Source organism: Pantoea sp. y20 (genome assembly GCF_054903455.1).
Genome location: NZ_CM142816.1, coordinates 3,584,788 through 3,598,974, shown reverse-complemented (window position 1 = coordinate 3,598,974; position 14,187 = coordinate 3,584,788). Strand labels below are relative to the sequence as shown.

Here is a 14,187-nt window from a genome sequence, read left to right as displayed (position 1 = left end):
GGTTTTTTCATCTCGACAACGATTAATCGTCGAGGAAGCTACGCAGTACTTCTGAGCGGCTTGGGTGACGCAGTTTACGCAGCGCCTTGGCTTCGATCTGACGAATACGTTCACGCGTTACATCAAACTGTTTGCCAACCTCTTCCAACGTGTGGTCGGTGTTCATATCGATACCGAAACGCATACGCAAAACTTTCGCTTCGCGCGCGGTCAGGCCAGCCAACACGTCGTGGGTCGCTGAGCGCAGGCTTTCCGAGGTTGCGGAATCCAGCGGCAGCTCCAGCGTGGTGTCTTCGATAAAATCGCCCAGATGCGAATCTTCATCATCACCAATCGGCGTCTCCATAGAGATCGGCTCTTTAGCGATTTTCAGCACTTTGCGGATCTTATCTTCAGGCATCAGCATACGTTCAGCCAGCTCTTCCGGCGTCGGTTCGCGACCCATCTCCTGCAGCATCTGACGCGAAATACGGTTGAGTTTGTTGATGGTCTCAATCATATGCACCGGAATACGGATGGTGCGCGCCTGGTCAGCGATAGAGCGGGTGATAGCCTGACGGATCCACCATGTAGCGTAAGTTGAGAACTTATAACCACGACGATATTCAAACTTATCAACCGCTTTCATCAGACCGATGTTGCCTTCCTGAATCAGATCGAGGAACTGCAGACCACGGTTGGTGTATTTCTTGGCGATAGAGATAACCAGACGTAAGTTTGCTTCAACCATCTCTTTCTTCGCACGGCGCGCTTTCGCTTCGCCGATAGACATGCGACGGTTAATGTCCTTCACCTGCTCGATGGTCAAGCCGGTTTCTTCTTCGATCTGCTGCAGTTTGTACAGCGAACGATTCACATCATCTTCAACTTCCAGCAGCTTCTCAGACCATGGCTTGTTCATCGCCAGCGCGGCTTTGAACCAGCTTGGGTTGGTTTCGTTGCCGGTGAATAGCGTGATGAAGTTTTTCTTCGGCATCTTGCACAGTTCAATACACAGCTTCATGATCAGGCGCTCTTGCGTACGCACGCGCTCCATCATTTCACGCATATTGTTTACCAGGTAGTCGAACTGCTTCGGTACCAGGCGGAACTGCTTGAACACTTCAGAGAGATTCTGGATTTCGGCTACGGCGTCAGCATGGCTGCGACCTTTCGCTTTGATGACGGTACGCGTGGTTTCATACTGCGTACGCAGGTCGCCAAACTTCTCGCGAGCCAGTTCTGGATCGATAGAATTATCGTCGTCAGAGCTGTCGTCATCCTCTTCATCTTCTTCTTCATCGTCGTTACGATCTTCCTGAGATAACTCAGAACCCACGTGCGTGGCGGTCGGCGCGATATCTTCTTCCGCGTTAGGATCGATGAAGCCGATGATCAAGTCAGACAGGCGATAGTCGCCCGCTTCAACGCGATCATACTGATCGAGTAGATAGGTGATCGCTTCCGGATATTCGGCTACAGAGCATTGGACCTGGTTGATACCGTCTTCGATGCGCTTAGCGATGTCAATTTCGCCTTCGCGCGTCAGCAGTTCAACGGTACCCATTTCGCGCATGTACATGCGCACCGGGTCGGTGGTGCGGCCAATTTCAGATTCAACACTGGATAAAACCTGAGCGGCGGCTTCTGCGGCATCTTCGTCAGTATCGGAGCTGTTTTCATTCAGTATCAGATCATCAGCATCAGGCGCTTCTTCAACAACCTGAATACCCATGTCATTAATCATCTGGATGATGTCTTCGATCTGATCGGAGTCGACGATATCTTCCGGCAGATGGTCATTGACCTCAGCATAGGTCAAATAGCCTTGCTCCTTACCACGGGTGACAAGTAGCTTAAGCTGTGACTGCGGGTTTTGCTCCATAAGACGGTATCCACACTTCTGTTAATTAGATTGGTGTCGGTCGGCGCGAGCCAACTATAACAGTGAAGGCGTTGTGTTTTTGCCGCTGCCTACATCGCGGCCAGGGCTGAAGCCCATCTATAATCGGCACTTAAGCCGCTTGTGTTCTTTCCGAGGCTAACTTACTTGCCATTTTCAGTGCAGGCAGTGCTCGCAATCCTCACGTACTTCAGTACGCTCCGGTTGCTGTGCGCTGGCAGCACTGAAACTGGCTGCGACGTTGACGCCTCTAAATTTGTGCTGTGTGTTTCCGGCTTCGCTTATCGCGTCTATCAATCCGGAAATCACTGAACCAGAATGCTGTTTTTAACGTACTTGCGGTTCTGACCCCGTAAAAATCTTATTTTTTCGCTAATGCCTGGCTTAAAGCCCAGAATTCACGGCGTTCGACGGCGCTTAGGCCTTCAGTTCGCTCGCGTGCGATCAGCGCTTCAAGGCGCTGTTCGAGTGCGGAATCGTAAATGCTCGCCAGTGAATCCTGGAACACTTCTTCCGCCTCTTCATCCACTATCATGTGGTTCCAGGTGGCCAGTGTTTCAAGGGGCTGGCTAAAATTTGTTCCGCGATATAACTCTAGTAGCTGTCCGGTGGTCAGGCCAGGATTCTCTGTACAACGGCTGACTAACTCCACAAATAGCGGTAAACCCGCCATTTTTGACTGCTCCAGTCCATCCAGTGTAGGCACGATGGAGGCAAATTGCGGATTCTGCACTAATAACGCGATCAATACGCGCATGGTGGTGCGCTTCAACGGTGGGGCAGTTGGCAGCACTCCGCTTTCTGCCAGCTTCGGCATCAGCTTGTCTAACTGGTTATCGTCAAGAATCCCGAGTTTATTACCCAAGGTTTGACGCATATAAATGCGCAGCGTTTCACCGGGAATTTGACTAATCAGCGGTAACGCCAAGGTCGCCAGCTTGGTCTTGCCATCGCGTGTACTCAAATCCACTTGCGGCATCAGGCTGTCGAACAAAAACGTGGAGAGCGGTGTCGCCTGCTCCATCCGCGCTTCAAAGACTGCTTTGCCCTCTTTGCGTACCAGCGTGTCCGGATCCTCGCCATCGGGCAAAAACATAAAGCGTAGCTGACGACCATCATTCATGTAAGGCAATGCGGTTTCGAGCGTACGCCATGCTGCTTCACGTCCGGCGCGGTCGCCGTCGTAACAGCAAATCACGGTATCCGTTGAGCGATAAAGCAGCTGAACGTGTTCAGCGGTGGTCGACGTGCCCAACGAAGCTACGGCATAATCGATGCCAAACTGCGCCAGCGCCACCACGTCCATGTAACCTTCGACAACCAGCAAACGCGTGGGTTGCGGATGATTTTTTTGCGCTTCATAAAGTCCGTATAGCTGGCGGCCTTTATGGAAAATTGGTGTTTCCGGTGAGTTCAGATACTTCGGCGTATCGTTGCCCAGCACGCGGCCACCAAAACCAATCACGCGGCCACGTTTATCGCGAATAGGGAACATCACACGATCGCGGAAGCGATCGTAGGTGCGGCCAGAGTCATTGCTGACCAACATGCCCGCTTCCATCAGCGATTCGCGATCGTCTTTCTGCTGCCCAAAGCGCTTCAGAGCATTATCCCAACCCGCAGGCGCATAGCCGATAGCGAAGTGATCGATCACTTCCTGACTAAGACCGCGCGTGGCGAGATAGTTCTGTGCAGATTGCGCTTGTGGATTACGCAGGCTCTGTTGATAGAAGCCGTTCAGGCCATCCAGCAACTGATAAAGACTTTGACGTTGATGGCGCTCCATCTGGCTAGGACCGTTGCCCGCTTCATACGGCACTTCTAAGCCATGAAGCGTGGCGAGCTCCTCAACGCTCTCAACAAATTCCAGACGATCATGATTCATCAGGAAGTCGATGGCGTTGCCTTTGGCGCCACAGCCGAAGCAGTAATAGAACTGCTTCTCACCGCTTACGGTGAAAGAGGGGGTTTTCTCGTTATGAAAAGGACAGCACGCGTGATAGTTCTTACCCTGCTTTTTCAGCTTAACGCGGGCATCGATAATATCCACGATGTCCGTGCGGGCAAGTAAGTCGTTGATAAATATGCGTGGAATTCGTCCAGCCATAAGCCCCGATTTTTCAGCTCATAAACGACAACAAGCCGCGCTTCCTTTCGGAAAGCACGGCCTTTTACTTGACTCTGTCTGCGTTTATCACGCGGCGGAAGCAAGCTTCCGCAAGAAATTAGTACAGACGAGTGCGGCGTGCGTTTTCGCGAGCCAGTTTCTTGGCATGACGCTTAACTGCAGATGCTTTAGCGCGCTTACGCTCAGTGGTAGGCTTCTCGTAGAACTCACGGCTACGAACTTCTGCCAAAACACCTGCTTTCTCGCATGAACGCTTAAAGCGACGCAGTGCTACGTCGAACGGCTCGTTTTCACGTACTTTAATTACCGGCATGTAACTCTTACCTCGATAAAATTCGGTTTTTGCTGCTGACTGCGGCGCCAGCACATTTCAAAATGGTGCAGCATTTTACTCCAGCCGCGGCCGACTTGTAAAGCACCATGTATAATTTAGAACCAACAGGGGCATATGCCATCGCGGCTGCCGGTTTTTTCAGGCCGTGGAGTATAGCGCACTCTTTGTGCGACAGAAAAACACTTTTTCAGGGGCAAAGTCTCTGGCGTGAGAATTGCCTGTGTTACACTGCGCGCCGCACGAAGAGGGTGATAAAAGCTATGCGAGTTCTGGGTATTGAAACGTCCTGCGATGAAACCGGCATCGCGATTTACGACGATGCGTCCGGTCTGCTGGCAAATCAACTATATAGCCAGGTGAAACTGCATGCCGATTACGGCGGCGTGGTGCCGGAACTGGCATCGCGTGACCACGTCCGTAAAACCGTGCCGCTGATTCAGGCGGCACTGAAAGAAGCGGGCCTTGAGCCACAACAGATTGACGGCGTCGCCTACACCGCCGGGCCCGGATTGGTGGGCGCGCTGCTGGTTGGCGCCACCATTGGCCGAGCGTTGGCATTCGCCTGGAATGTGCCGGCGGTGCCGGTCCATCATATGGAAGGGCATCTTCTGGCGCCGATGCTGGAAGAGAATCCGCCGGAATTCCCGTTTGTCGCGCTGCTGGTTTCCGGCGGGCATACGCAATTGATCAGCGTGACCGGCATTGGTGAATACACCTTATTGGGCGAATCGATTGACGATGCGGCTGGCGAAGCGTTCGATAAAACCGCCAAGCTGCTGGGGCTGGATTATCCCGGCGGACCGATGCTGTCGCGTATGGCGCAGCAAGGCACGCCAAACCGTTTCCGCTTCCCGCGGCCAATGACCGATCGTCCGGGGCTGGATTTCAGCTTCTCCGGCCTGAAAACCTTTGCGGCGAATACCATTCGCGAGCATCAGGGCGACGAGCAAGCTCGCGCGGATATCGCCCGCGCATTTGAAGATGCGGTGGTTGATACCTTAATGATTAAGTGCAAACGCGCGCTTGAGCAAACTGGCTTTAAACGTTTGGTGATTGCGGGTGGCGTCAGCGCGAACCGCACGTTGCGTGAGCGCATGGCCGAGATGATGCAAAAGCGTGGCGGCGAGGTGTTTTACGCACGCCCTGAGTTTTGCACCGATAACGGCGCGATGATTGCTTACGCGGGCATGGTGCGTCTCAAAGGCGGCACCAGCGGTGGGCTCGGCGTCAGCGTGCGGCCGCGCTGGCCGCTGGCAGAATTGCCCGCCATCTAAAAAAACCGGCCTTGCGCCGGTTTTTTTATTTCTTCTTATTCCGTTTCCAGATCTTATTTTCCTGGCCGCGCCACAGGCGCTGGATGTTGTCGTGGTGCCGCAACAGAATCAGGCACGAGAGCATCGAAACGGGGAAAGTGAATTGCGGTTTGAACCACCACACGTAAAACGGTGCGATCAGCGCGCTGACAATCGCGCCAAGTGATGAATAGCCGCTTAGCAGCACCGTCAGCAGCCAGGTGCCGGTCATCAATCCCGTCAAATCCCAGCCAATCGGTGCAATCGCACCAAAGGCCGTCGCCACGCCTTTACCGCCGCGAAAACGAAAGAACACCGGATAGATGTGGCCCAGACAGGCGGCAATCGCCGTGAGGCCGAGATAGAGCGGGGCAACGTGCAGCAGATAAGCGATCCACACCGGCAGCATGCCTTTTGCCACATCGAAGATCAGCACTGCGGCAGCGGCGGCTTTGCCACCAATGCGCAAAACGTTGGTCGCGCCAGGATTGCCTGAGCCTTGCGAGCGCGGATCGGGTAAACCAGCCAGTTTACAGACCAATATCGCACTGGAAATCGAGCCGCAAAGATACGCGAAAATAATCATACCAAGCGCGATAGCACTCATAGCGTCGTACCGTTCCTTTTGGGTCGTTTTGTTCTCGATAAGCGTGGATAATACGCATAATCCGCCGGAAGTGGTATCCGGCTTAGCCAAAAACAGAGACTGACATCATGGATATCGTATTTATCGAGCAGCTTACCGTGTTCACAACTATTGGCGTTTACGACTGGGAACAGGGCATGCAGCAGAAGCTGGTGCTCGATGTCGAAATGGCGTGGGACAACCGTCACGCCGCCGCCAGCGACGATGTGAGTGATTGTCTGAGCTACGCCGATGTCACGGAAGTGATCCTTAATCATCTGCAAGGCCAGCGTTTTGCCCTGGTCGAAAGGGTAGCAGAAGAAATCGCCGATCTGTTGATGAATCGTTTCAAAACCCCTGGAGTACGCATAAAGGTAGGCAAACCGGGCGCTGTAGCGCAGGCGGCCAGCGTTGGCGTGCGTATTGAGCGCGGGACTATTCCGAAATAAATCTTCCGTGATTGCCATCACAATGAAACCAAACCAAATTATGGTGTGTCTCACTTGAGACCGTTGCGCTAACCAGCAGGAAGTGACCGAATTTCTTAAGGTTTCCTTCAGCGTGACGCAGGCATAATTTCAGGCGGTAGCCCTTTGCGACCGCCTTTTTACTGTTTAAAACGGATAGAGGAAATATTTTGATGGCAGACATTCACCAGCTTTGGGTAGCTGCAATCCTGGGGGTTGTAGAAGGCCTCACGGAATTCCTGCCGGTCTCTTCCACGGGCCACATGATTATTGTTGGCCATCTGTTGGGTTTTGAAGGCCAGACCGCTGAAACCTTCGAAGTGGTGATTCAGCTCGGTTCGATTCTGGCTGTGGTTGTGATGTTCTGGCGCCGCCTGTTTGGTTTGATCGGCATTCACTTCGGTGAGGTCAAACATGAAGGCGTGGGTACGGGCAAATTAACCCTGATTCATATTCTGTTGGGTATGGTGCCGGCGGTGGTGATTGGTTTGCTGCTGCACGACCAAATCAAAACGCTGTTTAACCCGATCAACGTGATGTATGCGCTGGTGGTCGGCGGTGTGCTGCTGCTGGTGGCGGAATACTTCAAGCCGAAGCAGCCGAAAGCGGTTGGCGTTGACGATATCACCTACCGTCAGGCATTTATGATTGGCTGCTTCCAGTGTCTGGCGCTGTGGCCGGGCTTCTCGCGCTCAGGTGCAACGATTTCTGGCGGTATGCTGATGGGCGTGAGCCGTTATGCGGCGTCAGAGTTCTCGTTCATTCTGGCGGTGCCGATGATGATTGGCGCCACCGGACTGGATCTCTACAAGAGCCTCGGCTTCCTGACGATGCAGGATTTCCCAATGTTTGCCGTCGGTTTTGTAACGGCTTTCGTCGTGGCGCTGCTGGCGATCAAGGTGTTCCTTGAGCTGATCAAGCGTATCTCGTTCGTCTCTTTCGCTATCTACCGCTTCATTGTTGCGGCCGTGGTTTACGCCATCTTTATGTAAGTTGCCCCGCGCGGCTGGTTACACTGGCCGCGCGTTAATCAATTGCGCCTGCAGCACCGCCACACGCCGACGCGTCAACTCTTCCCGCACTTCCGCCCCTTTAAAACCTGCTGCCACCACATCTTTGGTTGGCACCGCTTGCGCCAGCGCAAACGCCTGACGCAAATAGTCGCCTTGTGGATAAGTCATGCTTTCCAGACCCGCACGCCCGCGCGCATCCGCTTCGCTGGTCAGCGCCATCTTCTCCACGCGATCGGGCTTGCGCCAGGCATCAATTCGATCAAAAAGCGCGATTAACGCGTCAGCTGGCTGGCGCTCAATGGTGTGCACCACGTCATGAAATTCGGTCACCACTAACGCCAAATCACGCACCTGATTCGGCACGCGCAGGCGCTGGCACAGCGCTTCAACAATCGGCACGCCCGCGAGGCCATGACCATGATGGCTCGGCCATTTTTCTGCTGGCGTCAGCGCCTTACCGACATCGTGGAACAGCGTAGCGAAACGCACATCAAGCTGATCCGAGAGCGCAGCGGACATCGCCAGCGTCATCAGCGCATGGATGCCGGTATCAATCTCGGGATGCCATTTGATCGGGGCCGGAATGCCATAAAGATTATCGATTTCCGGGAACAGCACCTGCAGCGCGCCGCAATCACGTAATACCTGGAAATAGACCTGTGGATTGCGCGTCAGCAACGCTTTTTCCGTCTCTTTCCACACTCGTTCTGCGGTGAGATGCGCCAGTTCGCCGCTGACCGCCATTTCGCGCATCAGCGCCTGGGTTTCATCAGCAATCCGGAAATTCAGATGGGCAAAGCGGGCGGCGAAACGCGCCACGCGCAGTACACGCAGCGGATCTTCGTTAAAGGCGGCGGAAACATGGCGCAGCTGGCGTTTCGCCAGGTCGCGCTGACCGCCATACGGATCAATCAGCTCACCGCTGTCGCTTTGGGCGATGGCATTGATGGTGAGATCGCGGCGCTGCAAATCTTGCTCGAGCGTGACATCCGGCGCGAACTGCGTCACAAAGCCGGTGTAACCGTTGCCGCTTTTGCGTTCCGTACGCGCCAGCGCATACTCTTCACGGCTTCGCGGATGCAAAAAAACCGGAAAATCCCGGCCAACCTGCTGATAACCTTCCGCCAGCATCGCATCTGGCGTCGCGCCTACAACAACCCAATCTCTATCTTTTACCGGCAAACGCAGTAAGGCATCGCGCACTGCGCCACCGACCAGAAACGTCTTCACTCAACCACTCCAGAGGCAGATCAAAAATTGCGTGCTGAACACGCTTGTTACTTTATTGTTGCATACTTTGGCTAAATATCGGGCACGCCAAAAAGGGCATCTTACGATCCCCTTAAATAAAAGAACAAATCTGCGTGGCGCGTTAGTTCATCCAGCGATCGTTTTTCTTACGACGCGGCACCATATGCGGCAGCAACAGACCCAACAGCAGACCAACGCCCAGCACGCCGCCGCCATACATAAACCACTGCATGATGATGGTGCGCTGCTTGTCATCCAGCTGCACATTGGCGGCGCTGACTTTCTTCTGCGCGACAATCAGCTCATTTTTCAGCTTCTGATTTTCTGCTTTCAGGCCATCAATGGTGCCGTCGCTGTTGGCGACTTTGTTCTGCATCTCAGAAGTGCGCTGATTCCAGCTGTTGTCAATATTCGCTAGCTTGGCCGTCAGATCTTTAACCTGCTGCTCCAGCTGTGGTACGCGAGTACGCAGGCTAGGACTGGCGCTCAGTTGCGACAGTGGAATCCAGTTAGTTTTGCCTTCTGCATCACGAATCTGACCATATTGAGAGTCGTTATTGGTCTGCAGCAAGGTCACTTCTTCTCCGGCGTTCAGCTTACCGATTAGGCGATATTGATCGCCCGGACCGCTGCGCACCCAAGTGGATAATTCATCGGAGATGTAGCGTTTTTCGTCAGCAGCATGAGCAGGTGTGATGGCGCTGAAAGCCAGCAAAGAAAGGGCAGCAAGTGTGATTTTTTTCATTCGATGTCGTTTTTTCTTAATGGCGTAAAATTACCGGCACAGTCTGGAGACGCTTCTCAAAAATCTGAATGAGAACTATCCTGGTCTCAATCCGGTGCGAAAAGGGTCGTAAAAGCACAAGAAAGCGGAGACAGCGGGCTTCCGGTGCATTACTCTTCGCCAGATTAAACTCGTAAGTGCCAGCAGCGTATTGAATAAAAAATTATGACCATCGAAATCGAATTAAAGTTCATTGCTACACCGCAAGCCGCCGAAAAACTGGCGGAAAAGCTTGCCGCGTGGCCACATCAGCATTTCGCCGCGCGCGAGCTGACCAATATCTATTATGAAACCGACGACAACCAACTGCGTCGCTGGGACATGGGCCTGCGCATTCGTGGCGTTGATCAACGCTATGAAATGACGCTGAAAGCGGCCGGTAAAACCGTTGGCGGTCTGCATCAGCGTCCGGAATACAATGTTGATCTCACGGAGCCGCAGCTGGATATCGCGCGCCTGCCAGCCGAGATTTGGCCGCAGGGCACCGATATTGCTGCACTGCAATCGCGCCTGCAGCCGCTGTTCAGCACTCATTTCCAGCGCGAAGCCTGGTTGGTGCAATTTGGCGACAGCGAAATTGAAGTGGCGTTTGACCGCGGCGAAGTCGCTGCCGGTGAATTCAGCGAACCGCTTTATGAAGTCGAGCTGGAGCTTAAAAGTGGTCAACGCGATGACATGCTGAAGTTCGCTGAAGCGCTGGTTACGATGGGCGGATTACGTCTCGGCAGCCTGAGCAAAGCCGCGCGCGGCTATCAGCTGGCGCAGGGTAACTTACCGCGCCCCATCCGTACGTTGCCATTGCAGAAAATCGCCGCGAAAGCGTCGGTTGAGCAGGGCATGATCAACGCAATGACTGCGGCACTGAATCATTGGCAATATCACGAAGAAGTGTGGCTGCGTGGTAATAAAGATGCCAAAGCAGCGGTAATTGATGCGCTGGAAACGCTGCGTCAGGCGTTCTCACTGTTTGGTGCGTTGGTGCCACGCAAAGCCAGCAGCGATCTGCGCCAGAAATTAACCCGTCAGGAAGAGTTGCTGGCCGATGATGAGAACAATGCTGAAGCTACCTGCTTTTCGTTAACCTCGGTTGAAGCTCAGTTAGCACTTACTCACTGGCTGGTTGAGTCGCAGTGGCAAAAATGGCTCGACGACAAGAGCAAAAGCAAGCTGCAGGGATCGTTCAAACGCTTCAGCGATATTATGCTGAGTCGTATTGCCGCCGATCTCAGAGAAACATTCGTTGATGTTCAACTGTTCAATGAGTTCCAGGATAAAGCGACGCGCCTGAATCGCCAGTTGTTGGCGGTGAACCTGCTGGCGGGTGCTTATCCGGCCGAAGAGGTGAATGTTTGGCTGGACGGTTGGCTGGAGTTACAGCATGCGATTCGAGAGAAGCAGGAACGTGGCTTAATGCATCTGGTTAACCTGGCCGTGCGCCCCGCACCTTTCTGGCTCAATAGCGGAATCAAACGCTAACGAAAAATCCAATCAGGGAGAGAAGATGTTGTTACCGTTACCGGCGCTCATGCAGGCGCAGTTGGCTAATGTGGCAGAGCGACTTAATTTGCCATCCTCAGCGTTCACGCCAGAACAGGCGGGCGCGCTGACCTTTAGTGACTTTATCCTCGATAACCTGCAGCAGCATCCCGAATGGTGGCATCATCTGCAACAGCAAGCGCCTGCGCCAGATGAGTGGCAGCACTATGCCCGCTGGCTGAATGACGTGCTGCACTCAGTTGAAAATGAAACCTCCCTGATGCGTGAACTGCGTTTGTTCCGTCGTCATATGCTGGTGCGCATCGCCTGGATGCAGGCGCTGCAACATGCCACTACCGAACAAAGTTTGCAGCAACTCAGCACGCTGGCGGAAATCCTCATCGCTGCCGCGCGCGACTGGGTTTGGCAGGATTGCAGCCGCGACTTTGGTACGCCATGCAATGAAGCGGGTGAAGCCCAGCCGATGCTGATTCTCGGCATGGGTAAACTCGGCGGCTGTGAACTCAACTTCTCTTCTGATATCGATCTGATTTTTGCCTGGCCGGAAAACGGCGTAACCCAAGGTGGACGGCGCGAGCTCGACAATGCGCAATTCTTCACGCGCATGGGGCAGCGGCTGATCAAAGTGCTCGATCAACCAACGGTGGATGGATTTGTCTATCGCGTGGACATGCGCCTGCGTCCGTTTGGTGATAGCGGTCCGCTGGTGCTGAGTTTCGCGGCACTGGAAGATTATTATCAGGAGCAAGGCCGCGACTGGGAACGCTATGCGATGGTCAAAGCCCGGCTGATGGGCGACGATCACGGCCACTGGAGCCAGGAATTGCAGCAAATGCTGCGGCCGTTCGTCTATCGCCGCTATATCGATTTCAGCGTGATTCAATCGCTGCGTAACATGAAGGGCATGATTGCGCGCGAGGTGCGTCGACGCGGCTTGAAAGACAACATTAAGCTCGGCGCCGGCGGCATTCGTGAAACGGAATTCATTGTGCAGGTGTTCCAGCTGATTCGCGGCGGACGTGAGCGCTCACTACAACTGCGCTCCTTGCTCCCTACGCTCAAAGCAATTGGTCAGCTGGCTTTGTTAAGTCAGAAACAGGTCGATCATCTACGTGAAGCCTATTTGTTCCTGCGTCGGCTGGAAAACCTGCTGCAAAGCATTAATGACGAGCAAACGCAAACGCTGCCAGAGAACGAGCTCGACCGCCAGCGCTTAGCCTGGGCGATGGGCGCGGCAGACTGGACCGCGCTGATGGCGCAGCTTGAGCTGCAAATGGCCGGTGTGCGCGCCATCTTTGACGAGCTGATTGGCGACGATGCACCGGATGTCGACGATCAGCCGCAGTTGGCCGAGTTTGCCGGGCTGTGGCAGGACGCGCTGGAAGAGAGCGATCTCATCCCGGTGGTACCGCAATTGGACGATGCGCAGCGTCACGCGCTTTACAACGCGTTGAACAACTTCCGCCAGGATGTGAGCCGCCGGACTATTGGTCCGCGTGGTCGTCTGGCGCTCGACCAGTTGATGCCGCGTCTGCTCAGTGAAGTTTGTCCGCGCGAAGATGCCGATGTGCTGCTGAATCGTCTGACGCCGTTGTTGCTGGGCGTGCTGACGCGCAGCACTTATCTGGAATTACTCACCGAATATCATGGCGCGCTGCGTCATCTGATTCGTCTGTGTGCCGCGTCACCAATGGTTGCCAGCCAATTGGCGCGCTATCCGCTGCTGCTGGATGAGTTACTCGATCCCGCAACGCTGTATCAACCTACCGCAACCGACGCTTACCGCGACGAACTGCGCCAATATCTGCTGCGTATTCCCACCGATGACGAAGAGCAGCAGTTGGAAGCATTGCGCCAGTTTAAACAGGCGCAGCATCTGCGCATCGCCGCTGCCGATATTGCTGAAACGCTACCCGTAATGAAAGTGAGCGATCACTTAACCTGGCTGGCAGAAGCGATTATTGAATCCGTGGTGCAGCAAGCCTGGCAGATGATGGTGCAGCGATATGGTCGTCCATCGCATTTGACTAGCGACAGTGAGCGCGGTTTTGCGGTTGTCGGTTATGGCAAGCTGGGTGGTTGGGAGCTGGGTTACAGCTCTGACCTTGATTTGGTGTTCCTGCATGATTGTCCGGATGATGCGGAAACCGATGGCGAGCGCGTCATTGATGGTCGCCAGTTCTATCTGCGCCTGGCGCAGCGTGTAATGCATCTGTTTAGCACGCGCACGTCGTCCGGCATTTTGTATGAAGTGGATGCGCGTCTGCGTCCTTCTGGCGCGGCGGGTATGCTGGTCAGTACTTTTTCCGCTTTCAACGAATACCAGCGCAGCGAAGCATGGACCTGGGAACATCAGGCGCTGGTGCGCGCGCGCATCGTGTTTGGCGAACCTGCGCTCTGTGAACGCTTTGATGAAATCCGCCGTAACGTTCTTTGCCTGCCGCGAGACGTTGAGACGTTGCAAAAAGAAGTGCGTGAAATGCGCGAAAAAATGCGGGCTCATCTCAGCAACAAACAGAAAGGTCGCTGGGAAATTAAGACCGATGAGGGCGGGATCACCGACATTGAATTCATCGCGCAATACCTTGTCTTAAGCTACGCGGCCGATCAGCCAGCGTTGACGCGTTGGTCGGATAATGTCCGCATTTTCGAATTGATGGCGCGTCATGGCATTATGCCGGATGAAGAGGCGCAGGCTTTGACGCATGCGTACGTCACGCTGCGTGATGCGCTGCACCATCTGGCATTGCAGGAATTACCGGGCCATGTGGCGCCTGAAGCCTTTGTCGCTGAACGCGCGGTGGTCAACAACAGTTGGCAGCGTTGGTTAAGCGGTATCCAATCTGACAGCGCGGAACAGTGAGCCTGATGGCTTATGTGGTAATATCCCGCGCATTATTTTGACCGTGTTGGA

The 14,187-nt window shown here is 54.2% G+C and carries 11 protein-coding genes; 5 read left to right on the top strand and 6 right to left on the bottom strand.

Translation table 11 applies throughout. The features are described from left to right. Positions 1-22: 22 nt before the first annotated feature. The 3 genes from rpoD to rpsU all read right to left on the bottom strand — a co-directional run bounded on the left by rpoD (position 23) and on the right by rpsU (position 4,323). A complete protein-coding gene (gene rpoD / locus ACYAC5_RS16615) occupies positions 23-1,864 on the bottom strand; it encodes an RNA polymerase sigma factor RpoD (RefSeq protein ID WP_064738465.1) in 1,842 nt (613 codons plus the stop codon). Positions 1,865-2,243: 379 nt separating this feature from the next. Beyond that, positions 2,244-3,989 (bottom strand): DNA primase, encoded by a 1,746-nt coding sequence (gene dnaG, locus ACYAC5_RS16610; protein ID WP_462062039.1) that lies wholly within the window; start codon positions 3,987-3,989, stop codon positions 2,244-2,246. Positions 3,990-4,107: 118 nt separating this feature from the next. Continuing rightward, complete coding sequence (rpsU, locus tag ACYAC5_RS16605; RefSeq protein WP_008103436.1) at positions 4,108-4,323, bottom strand: 30S ribosomal protein S21; 216 nt, start codon at positions 4,321-4,323, stop codon at positions 4,108-4,110. 281 nt (positions 4,324-4,604) lie between these two features. On the opposite strand from rpsU, the gene tsaD reads away from it, so the two are divergent. After that, complete coding sequence (gene tsaD / locus ACYAC5_RS16600) at positions 4,605-5,618, top strand: tRNA (adenosine(37)-N6)-threonylcarbamoyltransferase complex transferase subunit TsaD (protein WP_008103434.1); 1,014 nt, start codon at positions 4,605-4,607, stop codon at positions 5,616-5,618. Between the two features lie 25 nt (positions 5,619-5,643). Here the strand turns inward: tsaD and plsY are convergent, their stop codons facing one another. Then, the gene (plsY, locus tag ACYAC5_RS16595) at positions 5,644-6,243 is read right to left on the bottom strand and encodes a glycerol-3-phosphate 1-O-acyltransferase PlsY (protein WP_101762983.1); all 600 of its coding nucleotides are present in this window, start codon (positions 6,241-6,243) and stop codon (positions 5,644-5,646) included. Positions 6,244-6,350: 107 nt separating this feature from the next. On the opposite strand from plsY, the gene folB reads away from it, so the two are divergent. Together folB and bacA are read left to right on the top strand one after the other, a co-directional pair. Beyond that, positions 6,351-6,710, top strand: a complete 360-nt coding sequence (folB, locus tag ACYAC5_RS16590; protein ID WP_309833087.1) for a bifunctional dihydroneopterin aldolase/7,8-dihydroneopterin epimerase — start codon at positions 6,351-6,353, stop codon at positions 6,708-6,710. Positions 6,711-6,901: 191 nt separating this feature from the next. Beyond that, positions 6,902-7,720: an undecaprenyl-diphosphate phosphatase gene (gene bacA / locus ACYAC5_RS16585; RefSeq protein ID WP_101762986.1), complete on the top strand. Its 819-nt coding sequence runs from the start codon at positions 6,902-6,904 to the stop codon at positions 7,718-7,720. An 18-nt stretch (positions 7,721-7,738) separates the two neighbouring features. Here bacA and ACYAC5_RS16580 read toward each other — a convergent pair whose 3' ends face one another. Together ACYAC5_RS16580 and ACYAC5_RS16575 are read right to left on the bottom strand one after the other, a co-directional pair. Next, positions 7,739-8,971, bottom strand: coding sequence for a multifunctional CCA addition/repair protein (locus tag ACYAC5_RS16580; RefSeq protein ID WP_192412132.1), 1,233 nt, complete (start codon positions 8,969-8,971; stop codon positions 7,739-7,741). A gap of 142 nt (positions 8,972-9,113) precedes the next feature. Continuing rightward, a complete protein-coding gene (locus ACYAC5_RS16575; RefSeq protein WP_101762988.1) occupies positions 9,114-9,737 on the bottom strand; it encodes a TIGR04211 family SH3 domain-containing protein in 624 nt (207 codons plus the stop codon). Positions 9,738-9,941: 204 nt separating this feature from the next. On the opposite strand from ACYAC5_RS16575, the gene ACYAC5_RS16570 reads away from it, so the two are divergent. Together ACYAC5_RS16570 and glnE are read left to right on the top strand one after the other, a co-directional pair. Further along, complete coding sequence (locus ACYAC5_RS16570) at positions 9,942-11,252, top strand: CYTH domain-containing protein (protein ID WP_110867315.1); 1,311 nt, start codon at positions 9,942-9,944, stop codon at positions 11,250-11,252. Positions 11,253-11,277: 25 nt separating this feature from the next. Further along, entirely contained in the window at positions 11,278-14,136 is a 2,859-nt protein-coding gene (gene glnE, locus ACYAC5_RS16565; RefSeq protein ID WP_462062038.1) for a bifunctional [glutamate--ammonia ligase]-adenylyl-L-tyrosine phosphorylase/[glutamate--ammonia-ligase] adenylyltransferase, read from the top strand. The last annotated feature ends 51 nt before the right edge of the window (positions 14,137-14,187 follow it).

What these genes read in the sequence shown, in the direction of transcription:
- glnE (WP_462062038.1), top strand. Translation starts at nt 11,278, where the DNA reads ATGTTGTTACCGTTACCGGCGCTCATGCAGGCGCAGTTGGCTAATGTG.
- ACYAC5_RS16575 (WP_101762988.1), bottom strand. Translation starts at nt 9,737, where the DNA reads ATGAAAAAAATCACACTTGCTGCCCTTTCTTTGCTGGCTTTCAGCGCC.
- ACYAC5_RS16570 (WP_110867315.1), top strand. Translation starts at nt 9,942, where the DNA reads ATGACCATCGAAATCGAATTAAAGTTCATTGCTACACCGCAAGCCGCC.
- rpsU (WP_008103436.1), bottom strand. Translation starts at nt 4,323, where the DNA reads ATGCCGGTAATTAAAGTACGTGAAAACGAGCCGTTCGACGTAGCACTG.
- rpoD (WP_064738465.1), bottom strand. Translation starts at nt 1,864, where the DNA reads ATGGAGCAAAACCCGCAGTCACAGCTTAAGCTACTTGTCACCCGTGGT.
- folB (WP_309833087.1), top strand. Translation starts at nt 6,351, where the DNA reads ATGGATATCGTATTTATCGAGCAGCTTACCGTGTTCACAACTATTGGC.
- bacA (WP_101762986.1), top strand. Translation starts at nt 6,902, where the DNA reads ATGGCAGACATTCACCAGCTTTGGGTAGCTGCAATCCTGGGGGTTGTA.
- plsY (WP_101762983.1), bottom strand. Translation starts at nt 6,243, where the DNA reads ATGAGTGCTATCGCGCTTGGTATGATTATTTTCGCGTATCTTTGCGGC.
- tsaD (WP_008103434.1), top strand. Translation starts at nt 4,605, where the DNA reads ATGCGAGTTCTGGGTATTGAAACGTCCTGCGATGAAACCGGCATCGCG.
- dnaG (WP_462062039.1), bottom strand. Translation starts at nt 3,989, where the DNA reads ATGGCTGGACGAATTCCACGCATATTTATCAACGACTTACTTGCCCGC.